17 protein-coding genes are annotated in these 17936 nt (G+C 48.0%); 10 read left to right on the top strand and 7 right to left on the bottom strand.

Annotated elements, in window-relative coordinates; translation table 11 throughout:
• Positions 1–13: 13 nt before the first annotated feature.
• The 3 genes from MHB43_RS02320 to cdaS form a co-directional block, all read right to left on the bottom strand.
• On the bottom strand, positions 14–2089 hold the full coding sequence (locus MHB43_RS02320; protein ID WP_405131233.1) for a methyl-accepting chemotaxis protein: 2076 nt from the start codon (positions 2087–2089) through the stop codon (positions 14–16).
• A 227-nt stretch (positions 2090–2316) separates the two neighbouring features.
• A complete protein-coding gene (locus MHB43_RS02315) occupies positions 2317–3423 on the bottom strand; it encodes a Glu/Leu/Phe/Val dehydrogenase (RefSeq protein ID WP_405131232.1) in 1107 nt (368 codons plus the stop codon).
• A 285-nt stretch (positions 3424–3708) separates the two neighbouring features.
• Positions 3709–4338, bottom strand: a complete 630-nt coding sequence (cdaS, locus tag MHB43_RS02310; protein ID WP_405131231.1) for a sporulation-specific diadenylate cyclase CdaS — start codon at positions 4336–4338, stop codon at positions 3709–3711.
• Positions 4339–4420: 82 nt separating this feature from the next.
• On the opposite strand from cdaS, the gene MHB43_RS02305 reads away from it, so the two are divergent.
• The gene (locus MHB43_RS02305) at positions 4421–4579 is read left to right on the top strand and encodes a hypothetical protein (RefSeq protein WP_405131230.1); all 159 of its coding nucleotides are present in this window, start codon (positions 4421–4423) and stop codon (positions 4577–4579) included.
• Here MHB43_RS02305 and MHB43_RS02300 read toward each other — a convergent pair.
• Entirely contained in the window at positions 4548–6062 is a 1515-nt protein-coding gene (locus MHB43_RS02300; protein ID WP_405132378.1) for a DUF6359 domain-containing protein, read from the bottom strand. The two genes, MHB43_RS02305 and MHB43_RS02300, sit on opposite strands and share 32 nt — an antisense overlap.
• A 389-nt stretch (positions 6063–6451) precedes the next feature.
• On the opposite strand from MHB43_RS02300, the gene MHB43_RS02295 reads away from it, so the two are divergent.
• Positions 6452–6607 carry a hypothetical protein gene (locus tag MHB43_RS02295; RefSeq protein WP_017691064.1) on the top strand — a complete coding sequence of 52 codons (156 nt, stop codon included), beginning with the start codon at positions 6452–6454 and terminating at the stop codon, positions 6605–6607.
• 125 nt (positions 6608–6732) lie between these two features.
• Positions 6733–7290 carry a GNAT family N-acetyltransferase gene (locus MHB43_RS02290; RefSeq protein ID WP_405131229.1) on the top strand — a complete coding sequence of 186 codons (558 nt, stop codon included), beginning with the start codon at positions 6733–6735 and terminating at the stop codon, positions 7288–7290.
• A gap of 162 nt (positions 7291–7452) precedes the next feature.
• On the opposite strand, the gene MHB43_RS02285 is transcribed toward MHB43_RS02290, so the two are convergent.
• On the bottom strand, positions 7453–8229 hold the full coding sequence (locus MHB43_RS02285; RefSeq protein WP_237177533.1) for a Crp/Fnr family transcriptional regulator: 777 nt from the start codon (positions 8227–8229) through the stop codon (positions 7453–7455).
• Positions 8230–8789: 560 nt separating this feature from the next.
• On the opposite strand from MHB43_RS02285, the gene MHB43_RS02280 reads away from it, so the two are divergent.
• The 6 genes from MHB43_RS02280 to MHB43_RS02255 all read left to right on the top strand — a co-directional run bounded on the left by MHB43_RS02280 (position 8790) and on the right by MHB43_RS02255 (position 13003).
• Complete coding sequence (locus MHB43_RS02280) at positions 8790–9221, top strand: GAF domain-containing protein (protein WP_339181370.1); 432 nt, start codon at positions 8790–8792, stop codon at positions 9219–9221.
• 109 nt (positions 9222–9330) lie between these two features.
• Positions 9331–9981 carry a response regulator transcription factor gene (locus MHB43_RS02275; protein WP_017691068.1) on the top strand — a complete coding sequence of 217 codons (651 nt, stop codon included), beginning with the start codon at positions 9331–9333 and terminating at the stop codon, positions 9979–9981.
• On the top strand, positions 9974–11089 hold the full coding sequence (locus tag MHB43_RS02270) for a PAS domain-containing protein (protein ID WP_339181368.1): 1116 nt from the start codon (positions 9974–9976) through the stop codon (positions 11087–11089). The genes MHB43_RS02275 and MHB43_RS02270 overlap by 8 nt, the downstream gene beginning before the upstream one ends.
• A 271-nt stretch (positions 11090–11360) precedes the next feature.
• Positions 11361–11855, top strand: a complete 495-nt coding sequence (locus MHB43_RS02265; RefSeq protein WP_036616550.1) for an Lrp/AsnC family transcriptional regulator — start codon at positions 11361–11363, stop codon at positions 11853–11855.
• Positions 11856–11867: 12 nt separating this feature from the next.
• Positions 11868–12455: a chromate transporter gene (locus tag MHB43_RS02260; protein WP_339181364.1), complete on the top strand. Its 588-nt coding sequence runs from the start codon at positions 11868–11870 to the stop codon at positions 12453–12455.
• Positions 12456–12457: 2 nt separating this feature from the next.
• Positions 12458–13003, top strand: a complete 546-nt coding sequence (locus MHB43_RS02255) for a chromate transporter (protein ID WP_017691072.1) — start codon at positions 12458–12460, stop codon at positions 13001–13003.
• 160 nt (positions 13004–13163) lie between these two features.
• Here the strand turns inward: MHB43_RS02255 and MHB43_RS02250 are convergent, their stop codons facing one another.
• Complete coding sequence (locus MHB43_RS02250) at positions 13164–15539, bottom strand: Ig domain-containing protein (RefSeq protein WP_405131228.1); 2376 nt, start codon at positions 15537–15539, stop codon at positions 13164–13166.
• 208 nt (positions 15540–15747) lie between these two features.
• Between MHB43_RS02250 and MHB43_RS02245 the strand changes: the two genes are divergently transcribed.
• Complete coding sequence (locus MHB43_RS02245; protein WP_339181360.1) at positions 15748–16353, top strand: class I SAM-dependent methyltransferase; 606 nt, start codon at positions 15748–15750, stop codon at positions 16351–16353.
• A gap of 323 nt (positions 16354–16676) precedes the next feature.
• Here MHB43_RS02245 and MHB43_RS02240 read toward each other — a convergent pair whose 3' ends face one another.
• A complete protein-coding gene (locus tag MHB43_RS02240) occupies positions 16677–17813 on the bottom strand; it encodes a glycosyl hydrolase (protein ID WP_339181357.1) in 1137 nt (378 codons plus the stop codon).
• Positions 17814–17936: the final 123 nt, after the last annotated feature.

Here is a 17936-nt window from a genome sequence, read left to right as displayed (position 1 = left end):
ATTCAATTAACCCTTACTCTACCTTGAACCGCGCAGCCGATTCGGCCAGCTTTTGTGTCAATTGATCGATCGTATCGACCATGTTCGCCAACTGCTGCACCGTTGAAGACTGCTCCATCATGGTTGCCGTTACCTCTTCAACCGAAGCAGATACCTGCTCCCCTGAAGCGGACAAACTGTGGGCTGACTCCAGTACGTCATCCTTGTTCTGCAACATCTCTTGCATCTGTCCTGCCATCGTGGCAATTTGCCGATTGATAACCGTTACCTTCTCCAGAATCACATCGAATGCTTGACGAGTCTGCAAGACAAGCTCATCCTGTCTGGAGGAGATGGTATGAATCTCTGCAACACTTTGGTTGTTCTCGGCTACATCGGCCAGATTCTGCTCAATGATGCTGGAGATTTCCTTGGACTGGCGGGAACTCTGCTCTGCCAGATTGCGGATCTCCTCAGCTACAACAGCAAATCCTCTGCCATGTTCTCCAGCCCGGGATGCTTCGATGGAAGCATTCAATGCAAGCAGATTGGTCTGCTTGGCAATCTGGCTGATGGCTTCCGTGATCTGACTAATACTGCCCGAACTCGTTTGAAGTTTGACCGTAATCTCCGAGATTTTCTCGACTTCCCGTTCGTTCACCTCATTAATACGCATCAATTCATTGACGACTTCATTCCCGTTGTGGAATACCGTTTCGATCTCATCCGCTCTTGCCTTCACATCCTGGGCACTGCTGTTCATGGCAGCCACTTTATCGCCGAAGCTGTTGAATTTGCCTGCAATCTGCTCGGTATCTTCGGATTGGGCCTCCATCGCCTTCGCGATGCCCATGGACGTCGCCGATGTCTCATCAATGGATCTTGCCGTCTGTCTGGATGTCTCCTCCAATTCTTGAGTGCTGGCTTGAAGAACATGGATCGAACTATTCATATCGGTAATCAGGTTTCTGTTCTGCTCCACCATGCCATTGAAGCTCTCCGCCAGATCCTTGAATTCACTGTTATATCTACCATTGGCCTTGACGGTCAGATTCCCTTGAGCAAGCTGTTGGAACAGCCCGATCAGACGAACAATAGGTCTCGTAATACTACGAGAAATCAATAGTCCTACGCCAATAGCCAGAGCAATTCCGATCAAGGTCACGATAACCATCTGACGTTGGATATCCTCTATTGGGCGCTTGATATCGTCATAATCGTCAATGATGACCACAGATAGATCTGCACCGGGAATCTGATTAATACGATAATAGATGTTTTCTCGGTCCATCGAAGTGATCTTCACTTCGTCCGTTGCCTTGACATTTATAAGTTCCATAGCTTCCTTGTCTTCCGCAAGTGTCTGTCCCACAACCGAAGGGTCCAGTGAGTCGAACATGATGATGCCGCTCCGGCTCAGCACTTCAACTCTGCCTTGGGCATTGATTTTAATGTCTCCCAGTTGCCCCAGGAAAAAGCTGCTGTCCACCGACATGGCGAACACACCCAGTATATTCCCCTGTTCATCGGTGATAGGCTCCGAGAATACAATAATGAGCTTCTTGCCAGTCTTAGAGACGACCGCGTCACTGATGAAGGATTTCCCCTGTATAGACTCCTTAAAATATTCCCGATCTCCCCGTGACTGTCCAATGACTTCCGGCATGGTTCCCGCCACCATCGTTCCTTCCTTGTCAAACACGAACAAGTCCGGCTTGGTGCCTACCGTGTCGGATATACTGTCGGTGAGAATCGTATTTGCTCTGTTGAAATATGGATTCTCATCCGTAAAAAAAGTTTCGTCTGTCATTTCGTTTGTATCACGCAACTGCAAGAGTTCTTTGAACGTGTTATGTACAGATATCGCATGACTCATCTGTTGCTGAAGCTGCATCGCTGTCCAAAGCCCTTCCCCAAGGCGGTCAGCCATCACATTCATTTCATCCTTGCTTTTCTTGACCACAACATCAGATGAAATCATATAACTTGTGGCCGTTGCACCGAGCAGAACCAAAACAACCAGTACACTGATCATGATTGGCAGCTTGATCTTAAGTGACATATTTTTGATCTTATACCCTATCCCTTGCTTTTCCCCCGTTTTTCCCATTCCCACTTCTCCCCGCTTCCCTGAACCATCTCCATCTAAATGATGTAAATACATTATCGGAAAAATCCATAGTGAAATTGATCGTTTAGGCAGATATTGCCACTGTTTTTCTTTGTTATGTTCTGACAGTGCACAAAAAAACTGCCTGTCAGATCGACAACATCCAATTTTGGAGTAGGTTTGCCGATCCTAACAGACAGTTTTCAAATTATATGAATGGATTACGATTACTTGCGCAATCTCCGGGAACTCAGCGCGTGGTGACCATTCTGCAAGAATGTGCTGCGCGTATTCTTCATCTGCTCAATCCGCCGTTCAGCCAGACGATCTGCGGCAACATAGGTAGCGATGCCCTCGGTACGTGAGCTTTCGAATATTTTCTCCAGATTGGAATAGATCTCTCCGATCTTGCCCCACGCCCGATCCGCGTTGTAACCGTTCAACTCATCTGCGATATTAATCACGCCGCCTGCATTGATAACATAGTCAGGTGCATATACGATGCCCATATCATAGAGCTGATCCCCATGACGGGTCTCCAGCAGCTGATTATTGGCACATCCCGCTACGACCTTCGCCTTGAGCGTTTTGAGTGTATCGTCATTAATCGTGCCGCCAAGCGCACATGGAGCATAGATATCACACTCCACACCGGTGATATCTGCGGGATCAACTGCTGTCGCGCCGAAGCGGTCCACGGCCTGTTTCACCGAGTCCTTATGAATATCCGTAACGATCAGATGTGCACCTTCCTCATGCAGATATTTACACAGATGCATCGCCACATTGCCCACACCTTGGACTGCTATCGTTTTACCCTCCAGCAGATCGGTACCAAATGCTTCTTTGGCTGCTGCCTTGATCCCCCGATATACACCCCAAGCCGTTGCAGGTGATGGATTACCGGATGAACCATAACTCGCCGAGATGCCTGTTACATAATCGGTTTCTTGATAGATCAGGTTCATATCCTCTTCCGTTGTTCCCACATCTTCGGCTGTGATATAACGTCCGTTCAAGCCTTGAATGTATCGGCCAAAAGCCCGAAACATCGCTTCATTTTTGTCACGCCGCGGGTCTCCAATAATGACGGTTTTGCCACCGCCCAGATTGAGGCCGGATACTGCATTCTTATATGTCATACCACGGGCAAGGCGCAGGGCATCTTCAATGGCGGCTTCTTCTGAAGCGTAAGTCCACATCCGCGTGCCTCCCAGCGCAGGGCCGAGTGTTGTGTCGTGTATGGCGATTATTGCTTTTAACCCTGAATTTCGATCCTGGCACAGAACCAGTTCCTCATAATCGTGCTGCTCCATTGCTTCAAACCAACTCATGTGCTAACCGTCTCCTCCAACCATTTTTGCGATCCAATCGCATTGTTCTCTATTTATTTACCATCCTCTATTGTACCCACGAATACCCATTTTGTGCAAAATCACATCGCAATGTTAGAGAAGCATCGGTCGATGTTTCTCATATGGCGGGAGCAAAGCGGTCGAATTTCAGATTATAATTTTATCGTCTATCAATAGAAAAACCTCTCTCCCTTACAGGAGAAAGGTCATTTCCCTCAACTGCATCAACGTAATCGTCCGAGGAATCCCATGAATCGTTCACATTCAAGATAGCGTCTCAACCACATTAATCGGATGCAGATCTCCATCCACAGCAAATGAGGCCTGTCCCGTCTCTTCGGAGACAACCAGTACAACGGCGTCCGTCAATTCACTTAATCCAAGCGCAGCCCGATGACGGGTGCCTATCTTTCGTTCATGCACTTCCGCCTGCGATAAAGGCAACACATTACCAGCGGATACAATCTGATTGCCACGAATGAGAACAGCCCCATCATGCAGAGGTGCACCGGGGATAAACAGCGATTCCAGCAACGCATGCGTCACTCTTGCATCCACAGCCACGCCTGAGTGAATGATCGTCTCCAACGGAACTTCCCGTTCAATCACAATCAGCGCACCATATCTCCGGTCAGACAGATGCTGTACGCTCGATGTTAATTCGGCAAACTTCTCGGTAAAGGGTGACAGATAACAATCCAGATAAAAAGAAGAGGCGAGAACCTCAATCTGCTTAATCTCCGCTCGAATCTCTGCAAACTGCCCCAACAGACAGACACTATCATTGTCAAAACGGGATAACGTCATGTTCATTCGATCCGCCACGCGATGCAGATCTGCCTTGAGCTTCTGCTTCATCGAGGAACTGTCACAGTCTGCTTGCTGAGTCATCATTCGCCGCCTCCTCTGGTTGGGTTGGGCTTCACGCCGCATCATTAGTACCCATACCTTCCCCTCCGGAGCAGTTATTTATGCAATGGCAGGGCTGCAGGAACTGATCATCGTCGTGATTGTAACGGGTATAGCAGTCAAAAAAGAGCCTGTCCGCAAACCTTCACGGTCAGACCCTATTCGCATGATGATTGATGTCCTGTTTATTTCACTTATTGCGCTTTGCCGTATGAACCTGTCTTAAATGTAGTCGGGTCATACCATTTGTACCCTGCCGCAGGTGCAGCCCATGGCTCAAGTTGCGGCTCGGTTGATGCAGCCGGAGCTTCCATCGAAAGCAGGCTTGTTGCCGTATCCAATGTCAGTCCAGGCACTTGTGCCAGACTGGTATAGCTCTCTTTGACTGCGAGCCATTTCACGGTATTCACGAGGAAAGTAGCATCATCCACTTCTTTGAATCCATCATAGGTTTTCTTGGTAGCGCCAGTCTCTTCACGCAAATATTTCGGAGTAGCATCTTCCACAGGAGAAGAGTCGCCGATAAATGCAGCTTTGCCTGCGCCAACCTTTGCAATGGCAGCATAGGCTCCTTCAGCTCGTCCACCACCGTTATATACGCCTTGATCCACGGCATTGCCCCACTTGGACACACCACTTGGTAGATACACCAAGCCTTTGGCCTTGTTCGGGTCTATAATCGCTACGGTCGATCCCGCATGCATGGCTACAGAATTAACACCAGCCGTAATGCCGAAGGATTGTGCAGGTGCAACGATATCCGATGCATTTACATCTCCAAGGGCATTGTAGCGGAAACGGACACCAAAGTTCGTCGCGAGCCAGTCTGAACTCGTCACACTCTGCATCGCTGGTGATTCGGCTTCAGCCGAAGACATGCCTTTGGCCGGATTCAGGAAGGCACCGCGGCGATAGCCGTTGAATACTTCGGAAGAATCCCAGCGGTTTTTGTTGCGGTCTGCATTATAGTGGTCGGAGATGAAGAAGATACTTCCTCCGTTCTGTACATACTGCACCAGCGCAGCCTGCTCAGTCGCTTTGAACGGCACGTTGGCTTCTCCGATGACGAAGACGTGGTAATCTTTCAATTTATTATAGGTGATGGCTTGCTCACCAAATGTATACGGGATACTGCGTTCCAGCTGATCCACGGCAAAGCCTGCGTTTCGCAAACCATTGGCAAAATCCGAAAATGCCCCGTCAATAATCCAGTCGGCAGCACCTGCTGTCTGGGCGTGGGTATTATCAAATAATACTTTCTTGCCGGTACCATCCGGCAGTGTTGTGCCCGGGTTCGGTTCTGGATCAGGATTGGTTGTTCCGGAGGAAAGCGTGATAGAAGTTGGACTTTTGACTCCTGCATAGCTGTTGTAGGCACCCAAGGTTCCCGTTACGATGATCTTTTTGCCTACAAGACTGGGGTTGGACGCCAATCCATATTGCGAACGGAAAGATGAGGGAATCTGTACATCCAATAATCTGGCGTTGGTTCGCTCTGATGCTGAATCTGCAATCAGGACATTGAAATCATTGGCATACGGAGATGTAAACTTCGCGGTAAGTGACCCGGTGGCATGTCCAACAATGATTCCTTCAACCGTTGCTGTTCCTCCACCGCTCTGGGCAGCGATGGCCTGAGATACCGTAAGTGGTGCTGCAGCTTGTACCGGACTCTGTGAACCCGGCCCCAGCAATGCGGTTGCCATCATGATAAAGACCAGGAATGCCCCGATCCAGTGCTGCCATAACGCCTTCTTCATATTCCCTTTCTCCTCCTCCAAATTACCTGATAATGGGTTATCCTCCTTTAATTTAATTGTTCATATGCTGAATTCCTCTTTCTTTTTGTAAAGTTTATGAAAAAGTTTAGAAGTTGAGTCTATTGGCCCATACTGCTTATCATTAGAATTCCATTTTAATGAGCCTATTTTCAGAAAAAAGTTAAATTCGATGCGGACTTGGGATTGCATTTTACCAACGTTCATTGCATAATGAATATATAAACGTGATAATGATTATCATTCTTGAACTTGTCTCTTTGTAACTTTCTACTGCATATGATTTTACGATTTTATAGATAAAGGGGAACGAACATCGAATGAATACAACTCTGCAAAAGGCTGATCTGCAGCTTGACGATTATTTGGATCTTCTGAACCTGGCAACCAACCTGGGTGATACGAGATGGCAAAAGGAAATTATCCGTAAGCTGGCTTATACTTATCCCGCAGTTCAATGTAAACAACCACAATAGCATTCCACATACATCATAGATCTACATTATGGCTCATGACCGATTCATTCTTTGAATCTGTTATGGGCTATTTTTGTTGTACAATGAACAGTAAAGTTATTCAAAACGTGAAGGAGTGAACAACGATGCAACTGGAGACTGACAGACTGATCATCCGGGAGATTCGGGAGACCGATTGGGAGAGGATTCATGCCTATACTTCCATACCGGAAGTTACACAGCATACAGCGTGGGGGCCGAATACCGAAGAAGATACACGAGCATACGTGCAGTTTGTGTTGGACATGCAGCAGACACAACCACGAGAAGGCTATGAACTGGCAATATGTTTGAAAAGTGACGGTACTCTCCTTGGCGGAGTAGGTATTCACGTTATGGAGAAGCCCAATGCAGAGATCGGTTACGTCCTTAATCCCGCCTATCAAGGAAAAGGTTATGCCGCCGAAGCAGCCAGTGCTCTACTAGGGTTTGGCTTCAACGAACTGGGCATTCACCGGATTTACGCCAAATGTCGTCCGCACAACACAGCTTCGGAGAATGTCATGAAGAAGATTGGCATGCAGCGTGAAGGTCTGCTGCGGGAGCACTGGTTCTACAAAGGTTCCTTTCATGACTCTGTGATCTATTCGATTCTCGCCAGTGAATATGCACATGAACAATTTCAAAGAAACACAAAAAGCTGACTTCCCTATATGGGACGCCAGCTTTTCTTTTACTCCGTAACGACCCCAATCGCCAATGGAGATGAAGCCTTGAAGCCTCATTTGCAATCCAAATCAAATTTGTTCCTCAGGGATGCTGCAAACGTTGTTCTTCCCTCAACTCGGAACACCGGAACAAGTTATTTACAGTCGGCAGAGCTCTACCGGACAGCTCGGGAATGTAGGACATCCACACATACAGCGCAGGGCTGCCAGATCACGAATCATCAGTTTGCCGTCCATCATATCCAGCGTACCTTGTTCCTTCCATGCCCCCAGCATCCGCGTTACACTCTCCCGGGTCGCTCCAATCATCTCGGCAAGATCGGTATGGTTTAGCTTCATGTCCAGCACAATACCATCCGGTGTCACCCTGCCATACGAATTGCTGGCACGGATCAGTGTCGAAGCGAGCGCACCCGCCTTGCCATAGAGCAGCAAATCACGGAATCTCGACTGGGTAATCCGCTGCGACAGCGCCATCCATTGCAAGAATTTCAAGGCAAGGTCGCCATGTTTGCTGAGTATACTTTCCAGATCGCTAAGCGAGATAATCGCCAGTTCCCCTTTTTCCGCCATCTCTGCACTGTAGCTATGATTCAATCCGCCGATGCCGCCGAATTCACCGATGAGATCGCCGCTTTGCTGAATGGATAAAATAATTTCCTTGCCATCCTCCGTCGACTTGGTCATTTTCACTCGTCCCGAACGAATGTAGTACAGATATCCGGCTTCATCGCCTTCGAGAAAGAGACTATACCCCGACTTTACCCGTTTGGGTTGCATTTTCGCTTCAATCAGGTCCCATTGCTCAGGTGTAACAAACGAAAGGATTCCGCCTGTTTCTCGTGTCATATTGCCCGCCTCCGTTTGTTTCTGCTCTGTTCTTTGGGTTGTTCTTTCCACAAATACTGTACCCATAACCTTCGTCCCCCTCGGTGATTCCTTATGTATCTATCATACCGCGAAAGTAGCGCGAGGGTTATCGGGGGATTACCTGATCATTAACGAGAAACTCCCTGAGTTTGCTGTGAGAAAAGTCACATTTCACCGATATGCCTCATCCTTCGCATTTCTTCAATCCCTTGGTGCACCTGACTCAGGAGCCCTCCACTGCCCAAGTTCAGTAGATTATAGAACGGAAATAGGGGTTTTCCCTGAATTACAATGTATGAGAAAGGGTCTACAATAGAATTAACATTGTAATACCCTTACTTTAAGTGCATGTTCAAAAAGAGCGATTTTCATTACCGAGAAGATGGGATGAAGCTAGAAATGGAGTAGCGGAGCGTAGGCAAAACTACATGAGCAACGGACATTTCGGCTGAATTCCATATTCGATGCTGATGATGCCGATGGGCATCCTTCGTAATCAAAAGCGGACTTTTTGAACTACCTCTTTAAGATGATCCTGTTCAAAGGTTAATGATAATAATTACAGGTTACGTACGTTATAATTTCGAAAAAGGAAGTGTCCTCTCATGCATGATGAACTGCCATCTGGCATTCAGGAGATGATCGACGGCCTGCGCCTGAACACATCCAGCGACTTCTGTGGACTTGCCTGTCTGAACGGGACGATGCTACGCTGGAAGTATACCTCTGGGGCTAGTAATGAACGGGTGAAACGCATGGAAATGCGCCCCGGACAAGATCTGGTAGGCACAGCCCTTCGGACTGGACGCACAGCCCGATCTGATGCACAATCCACCGGAGAGCATACACCCGGTCGTTGCCCGTTAATGCTTGCTGAGCGGCTGGTAAGTGCCATAGCGGTACCTGTGTTCCACGAAGGAAGCGTGCCTGGTGCCGTGCTGCTCGTTGGCAGCAGACTGCCTTGCACCTTCTCACCCGACATGATCCGGCAGACGGAGCAAGTTGCTCTACATCTTCAGCCGAAGGTGTTTGGATAAAAGTATGAACTAGAGCGTGAGAGAAGCTATTCGGAGATTAAAGCTCTGAATGGCTTCTTTTTTTGTTATGATATAGATAGAACTAAGGAAGCGGACAGGGGGAAATCATGTGATTCAACTATTAGTTGTAGACGACCATGTTGTCGTACGTTCCGGGCTGATCGCCTTACTTGAAGGAAAGAATGATATACATATCGTTGGAGATGCCGCAGATGGCGATGAAGCCATTGCCAAGGCTCAAGAGTTGAAACCAGATGTGGTCTTGATGGATTTCAGCATGCCGCCAGGCAAAGACGGTCTGACCGCTACCGCTGAGTTGAAGAAGTTGATGCCGGATGTCTCCATTTTGATACTAACCATGCATGACGATGAAGAATATCTGTTCCGCGCCATCCACGCGGGAGCATCCGGATATATCCTCAAAAGTGCACCGCATGAAGAATTGCTTGCTGCAATTCGTTCCGTAGCAGAGGGTAGCGCCTATCTGTACCCCAGTGCAACCAAGCGGCTGATGAGTGAATACCTGGACAAAGCCAAACAGGAAAACGCCGGACCGTATGACACGTTATCCGAGCGGGAGAAAGAGATTTTGTCCTGGATTGCCAAGGGTTACGCCAACAAGGAAATCGCCGAACATCTGATCATCAGTGTCAAAACGGTCGAATCCCACAAAAGCAATCTGATGGAGAAACTTGGCCTGCGTACACGACCGGAACTGGTGAAGTTCGCCATGAAAAAGGGGTTGCTGAACTTTGAGTAGTGCACGCAAGAACAGATTAAGTGGACTCGCAGACCAGCCCGTACGCCTCCTGCTGAACGAAATCGATAATCACATTACGGATAATGAATTTCGCAGCAGGTTGAAGGGTTCCCTGCATCAACTGAGTGATCTGAAATTTGCCTTGGATGAATCCTCCATTGTAGCCCTGACAGACCGCAAGGGTAAAATCCAGTATGTGAATGATAAATTCTGTGAAATCTCACAGTATGAGCGCGAGGAACTGATTGGTAAGGATCATCGAATCATTAATTCCGGATACCATGGCAAAAGTTTTATGAAAAACCTGTGGGACACGATATCCTCAGGTAAGGTATGGAACGGGGAAATTCTCAATCGTGCCAGAGATGGCAGTCATTATTGGGTCAACACCACCATCGTGCCTTTCCTTGATAACGACGGGGAGCCATATCAATATCTGGCTGTACGCAGTGAGGTCACCAAGCTGAAATCCGTCGAAGCCGAATTGCAAAAGATGATGTCCCAAGTGATGAATATTCAGGAAGAGGAACGACGCCGGATCTCGCGTGAACTGCATGACGGGATTGGACAGAGTCTCTTCTCTCTGGTGATTCAGATGGACCGACTGCTGGCAGACCAGCCTCACCCCGGGGTTGAAGCACTTCGTAAGCAGGTCACGGGTATCATGGAAGATGTACGCGGTATGGCATGGGAGCTGAGACCATCCGTTCTGGATGACCTGGGTGTTGTTCCGGCGATTCGTACGTATATCGAGAATTACACCCGTCACTACGGAATCGAAGTTGATCTGGAATGTAATTTGCGCAAACGACTGGAGATGAATCGGGAGATAGCTATCTACCGAATTATTCAGGAAGCCTTAACCAATGTCGCAAAGTATGCCGATGTTGCCGAAGCACGTGTTACTATAGAAGACGCTGAGAACATGACAATGGTTATTATTGAAGACCAAGGTGCCGGATTCAGCGAAGCAACCGCTGGCAATGGCGTTGGATTGTTCAGTATGGAAGAGCGTGCCCGTGGTGCAGGAGGAACGTTGAGAGTTTCTTCCGAGCCTGGCGAAGGGACTACCGTTACCCTTTTACTGCCCAAGACAGCACAAGCATAATCGGACATGCCTCGTATCGTAATTTGCGCTTCACCCCAGCTTATCTATTATTTAATGGCTGCTCGCTAAAGGACTGTGCGAGTGGTCTTTTTATTTTCCGATTGGTCGAAATGACAAAATGAAGGCTCAAAATCGGTTAAATTCAATAATCATGATAAATAGATTGACTCCAGTTACGATTCGTCATTAAACTATGAATGCCACATACACATTGTATGATTAGTAAAATTTCATTGTTCATTTCATATAGCGAGAGAAAAGGATGATCAACATGTCAGAGAAACGCTCCTCCAAAGGAGGAGAAATTCCGCAAATGTACAATCTGGACGAGATGGATCGCAAAATCATCGCCGCGCTTCACCACAACAGCCGGATATCCTATACGGATCTGGGGACACAGATCGGGTTGTCTCGTGTGGCTGTTCAGGCACGCATTAATGCTTTATCCGAAAAAGGAATCATCGAACGCTTCACCGTTGTGATCAACCCTGGCAAAGTTGGGCTCCAGGTCTCGGCTTTTTTCAATGTCGATGTTGAACCGCCCTTCCTGGATGAAGTCGCGGAGAAACTGGACGAAGAACCGGCCGTCACTAGCCTTTATCATATGACAGGCCCAAGTACCCTGCACATGCACGGTATTTTTGCGGATATGGAAGAGATGGAGCAGTTCTTGCTCGAGAAGCTATATAAGATGCCAGGCATCGTCAAAGTGGAATCACAGCTGTTGTTGAAACGTTATAAAAGCCGGATGGGCATGAGACTCTAGGAGGAAATCAGCATGGGTTGGAAAGATTACAAAGGTCTCGTCATCGGAATGGTCCGAACCGGAATTCTCGGATATGGCGGTGGACCTTCGGTTATTCCATTGATCCGTTATGAAGCTGTTATGCGTTACAAATGGGTCAGTGATGAGGAGTTCGGCGAGATTTTGGCTATCGCTAATGCCCTGCCCGGTCCTATTGCGACCAAGATGGCCGCATATCTGGGATACAAAACCAAAGGTGTACTGGGCGCGATTGTGTCCGTACTCGCTCACATCTTACCGACCAGTATTGCCATTATTGCTCTGCTCGGTTCCATGTACGCACTGCGCGAGTCGAAAGTGGTAGCAGGCATGGTAGCCGCCGTGCGGCCGGTCATTTTTGTCATGCTGGGCATGATGGCTTATGAGTTTGCCATGAAAGCCTGGAAGGGACTTGGCAAAGTTTTTGCCGCCCTATTCGGCGTAATTGCCTTTGTACTGTTGCAGCTACTGGATATCCACCCGGGGATTGTGATCGCGGTTTTCCTTGGATATGGTGTCTTCCATCTGGAGCTAGTACAGCGCTTCAAATCCAAAGGCAAGTCCGATAAGGAGGTGTCCTAAGGATGCTCCAGACTTGGTGGGAATTATTTTGGGGATTTTTCGTAGCAAACATCTTGGGATATGGGGGTGGTCCGGCCTCCATTCCGCTCATGCAGGAAGAGATTGTGAACCACTACCAATGGATGACCACCGAGCAATTCGGTGATGTACTGGCGATTGGTAACGCCCTTCCCGGCCCGATTGCAACCAAAATTGCTGCATTTGTCGGGTACCACGTAGCAGGATGGTTTGGGGCATTTATCGCAAGTTTTGCCACAATCGTGCCTTCCGCAACCGCACTAATTATATTACTTCGTCTGTTGAACAAACATCGCACTTCACCAAAAGTCAAAGGTATGACTCTACTCGTACAGCCTGTTATCGCCGTACTCATGATTCTGCTCACATGGGAATTCGGGCAGCTGTCCACTGATTCCATCGGCATCTGGCAGACGTTGATCATTGCAGGCATCTCGCTCTGGGTTATGACCAAGACCAAGCTGCATCCGGCCATTCTGATCGTGATCGCTTTTGCCTATGGTGCGCTGGTACTGTCTCACACGATGTAGTTATAGAACATACAGGGAACGATCCCTTAATAAGACGTTTCAGATTCGTTAGCGCTTGAAGACATGCCTAGTTTATAGACCAAAAAACGGTGATACCAGCTATTAGCTGGCATCACCGTTTTTATTTGCACGTTTCACACTCACAGTTGAAACATATCGTTTACTTTGCTTCAACCACTACCGTTACTTTGGTTTTCACACCTGCAAATGTCACTGTAATTGTTGCTTTACCTTTGCCGTTCGCCTGAATAATTCCATCTTTCACCGATGCTGTAGCAATACGGGAAGATTTCCAGAGAGCCGGTTTGGATACATCGGCTTCACTGCCATCGGCATACGTTGCAGTTGCAGCCACAGTTACCTTTTCACCAGGTTTCATGGTCAACGTTACTTTATCCGTCTGCAAATATTTCAGTGTATCCACATCTACAGCAATCGTTACAGACTTACTGCCGTATTTTGCAGTAATTTTAGCTTTACCTGAACCTGTAGCTTTGACTTTACCTTTGGCCACTTGAGCTACTTTGTAGCTGTTCGTTTTCCATTCAGCTTTGTCAGAAACATCACGCTCGCTACCGTCGCTCAAGAAGGCAGTTACCGTCAAATCAGCTGTATCGCCTGATTTCAGGGAAAGAACCGGCTCGGAAGCTTCAATACGTGTGATGACATCCACTTCAACTTGGATCGTCACTTTTTTGGAGCCGTATTCTGCTGTGATGTTGGCTTTACCACTGCTGTTACCTGTGATCACGCCTTTTTTCACATCTGCTACACGTGCATTGCTGGATTTCCAGGTTGCTTCGGATGTAACATCCAGCGTGTTTCCATCTTCATCCGTACCTGTCAGAAGAATATTCTGAGTTTCTTTGGCAGACAGAACAACGAAGTTCACATCTGCTTCCAGTCCACTAGCCATACCTACTTCAACAGGCAGAGTCAGTGTTTTGCCTTCAATCTTCGCGGTAATGGTTACTTTACCTGTAGCAACACCTGTGATAACCCCTTTGCTATCTACCTCAGCGATTTTGTCGCTGCTGCTGCTCCAAGTTGCATCTTCAGATACATCTTTGGATGTTTCACCATACAACGCCAGTACTTTGGCAGAAGTCGTTCCACCAACGGCTACCGATGCTTTCTTCTTGTCCATCTCATACTTGTCTGCTACGTCTACATTCACTGTGAATTTAACCGTTTTACCGCCATAAGCTACAGTGATCGTAGCCGTACCGGATTTGTATGCAATCAGATCGCCGTTTGATACATATACGACATCTGGATTGCTTGAAGTCCATGTTGCTTTGGAAGTTACATTTTCTGTACTGGCATCAATATATTCGGCATTGGCTACCAATGTCTTAGACTTGTTATCACCGGTAACACTCAAGGCGAGCTTGTCATTTACATCTTTGATATCCAGATATCTTGCCGTATCTACATCTACAGCAATTTCTACAGTTTTTCCACTATAGGTTGCTTTGATCGTTGTTGAACCTGCGCTAATGGCTGTAATCTGCCCCTTGAATACCGTTGCAACTTTCTCGTTGCTGGATGTCCATGTCGCCTGATCCGTTACATTCACATCGCTACTGGTTGGATAAGAAGCCGTTAATACGATATTGGCTGTATTCTTGTCCCCACCCAAACGGAAGAAAATACTTTGTTTCTCCACACTCAGCTTGCTGGTCAGATCTACATCCACGTCAACGGATACTGATTTCGTACCGTATTTGGCTGTGATCTTGGCAGAACCTGCCGAGTATCCTGTAATTTCGCCTTTGAGTACGTCTGCAACCTTCTCATTGCTGGATGTCCACTCCGCCAGATCGGTTACATCTTTGGTTGTGCCATCTGGATACGTAGCCGTCACTTTCACACTTTCACTTTTGTTCAACAACAGATTAACTTGTTGTTTATCTACATCTACACGTTTAACCACTTCAACGTTAACATCCACCGTCACGCTTTGGCTGCCAACTTTGGCTGTGATAACGGCCGTACCCGCACTTTGTCCAGTCACTTTACCATTCACAACGGTAGCAACCTTCTCATCACTGGTAGACCATTCTGCAGTACTTGCTGCTTCATTATTTGTTTCATTGTCACTATACGTTGCTGTCAAAATAATTTCTTTTGTATCTCCCGTGCGCAAATCCAGACTTTGCACGTTTTTCGAAAGGGCTTTGACCTTCTTCGTCACTTTCACTTGAACGGTCTGACTCTGACCCTGGTAAGCTGCGGTAATCGTCGCTTTACCTTCCTTTTTGGCCGTGATTGCACCATTATATACAGTTGCTATCGAAGTATCTTCGCTACTCCAGGTTGTACTAATCGTTACATTAGCCGAGGTATTATCTGAATATACCCCTGTCACCGTAACAGACCCAGAATCACCAACTTCGAGCGACATCTCATTCTTGGAAACCACAATTTTGGACAGTTCTTTGTCTGCCGCAGCGGCCAAGCCTACGTTGGAAATACTCAGCATCAACACCAGCATCATCACCATGTACTTGGTCAATCTTGGCTTTAACATCATTTCCCCCCGATTATCATCATTTTTTTCCTTATCTTTAATGTCGGCAAGTCCTTTCCAGATGTTTAGACTTTCAGGAAATTTTCAGGGAATTCTATGGAAGTTAATTTATCTTCTATTCCTGTTTCAACCGATCATACCTGCGAATATAGCGCATACCTATGTATATTGACTGTCTTGAACTTCTTTTAACAGGATTGGAGGAAACATAATGAGTCAGCCTTTTGATTACATCGGGTATTGGGAGGAAACATATCGTTCGGGTGAAACTTCTGGCAGGGGTTCATACGGAGTTTTGGCTGAATTCAAGGCCGAGGTCGTAAACGGACTGATTCAACGTGAAGGGATTCATCGTGTCATTGAGTTTGGATGTGGAGATGGCAACCAGTTGCAATACATGAATTATGAGGACTACCTGGGCGTGGATGTAGCGGCTTCTTCAGTAAAGCGTTGTGCTTCCCAATTTGCCAAGGATTCATCCAAGAGCTTCATGCTGTATACACCAGGCCTATGGATTAACCATGGTTTCCTGCAAGCCGATCTGACGGTCTGTCTGGATGTGTTATATCACATCACGGATGAAACAGACTTTCGCAACACCCTCTATGATATTCTGCACTCCTCAACAGCATGGGTGGTGCTTTACACCCGCTTGAAAGAAAACGGCAACCCGGGGATTGATACAATCCAGGACCGTAATCTGTTTGAATATCTCTTCGACTACCCTGATTTCAAAGTTCATGAGATTATTCCGCAGCGCTATCCAGATCAATCTTCTGCCGACTTTGTCATTCTGAGACGTACGCCTTCGAAGTGAAAATCGATTCTTTCAGTAAAGCATAGCTAAGTCTGCACCCCAACTGGACCTGTAAGAATGAATATTCATATGCCAGATATTCTTTTGTCTTCCTTCGATTATGTAAACCATCCGCCTGTCCGCTCACCTTGATTCGTCTATTCAAAGCTCAAACTTAGGTGTACTCCGTCTCCAATAGTAGGAATATCGTTCCTAATACTGGAGACAGCCTTATGCGGACAGGTGATGATGGTTTGCTAACAACTCGAAGACTCATAACACTACGACCTTACTAATCTGTTCTCACCTTCAGTTCTTCCAGCCCGTAGTTCTCGATTCTTCTTTTAAAATAACCCCGCATGTCCACGCAGCTTCGCCAGCGCTTCCATATAGAAATAATCGCCGTATATAATCGGCACATTCAACCCTCGCCCTTCCGGGTAATGCACCGTTCCCTGCATGATCAGACCTTCTTCCGCTGCCGAGTCGCCGGAGCTATAATGCTCATGCAACCCGCGGACAATACGCTCTCCCGCGGCAGCATAGGTTTCACCGCGTGGCGACAGCTTCGCCAGCTCAAGCAACCCGCTCGCGGCAATCGCCGCAGCGGACGAGTCCCACGCCACCTGATGCTCCGCAGGTGCGCGGAAATCCCACACCGGCACGATCTCTTCGCCAAGCATGGCGAGGAAGAAATCGGCCGCACGCTCCGCTGTCTCCAGATATCGGGCTTCGCCCGTATACCGGAAAGACAGCGCAAACCCGTGCAACGCCCAGGCGGTGCCCCGCGCCCAGGCGGAACCTGGAGCATGGCCCTGTCCGCCATGCTCTCGCAGCTTCTGCCCCGTGTGTGGATCAAACTCCACCACGTGACAGATGGACCCGTCAGCGCGGATGAATTCGCGCGCCACGGTGTCCGCATGCGCTTCCGCCAGCCAGCGGAAGCGAGGGTCGCCGCTCTGCTCGGATGCCCAGTAGAGCAGCGGCAGGTTCATCATGCTGTCAATGATGGCTACGCCGCGCGTATCCATTGCTGACGAGCTGAAGTTCCAGGCGCGGATGAACTCACCGCGCACGTGGAACCGGGCAGCGAGCAGGTTGGCGGCAAGCATGCCGCGCCGCCGTCCATCCATGCTGCCCGTCTGGCGGTAGTTGGCTACGCCACTAAGCAGCCAGATGAACCCCAGATCGTGATCCACCGATTCGGGATCACGCAGACAACCCTCCAGTTGCCGCTCACAGCTTTCGGCAATGCGATGTAGCGGAGCCGCCGCTTCACTTTCTGGAGCATCCCCATAGACCAGCCATAACAATCCAGGCCAGAAACCTGCTGTCCACCATTCCGGATCATTCCGGTCATATGTCCCTTGCGGTGCAATGTGTGGAAAAGTATCCTTGATCCGCTTTGCATTCCGAATTGTCTTGGCAGCCCCCTGTTGCCACGCTTCCTCGAGCCATTTTACCGACGTTGATGTGTTCATGAACATATCCCTCCTCGATTCAATACCAGACATCTATGCTTGATGCTCCAGCTCATCCTCAACTTATCTATAGCGTCGTATGCCATAACTGCAATAGCTATCAGTTAAATATCACTAATCATC

It is taken from the genome of Paenibacillus sp. FSL H8-0317 (assembly GCF_045040685.1).
Taxonomy (GTDB): Bacteria; Bacillota; Bacilli; order Paenibacillales; family Paenibacillaceae; genus Paenibacillus.
Note: the sequence above shows the minus strand (reverse complement) of the source record. Positions and strands in the feature narration are given on the sequence as shown.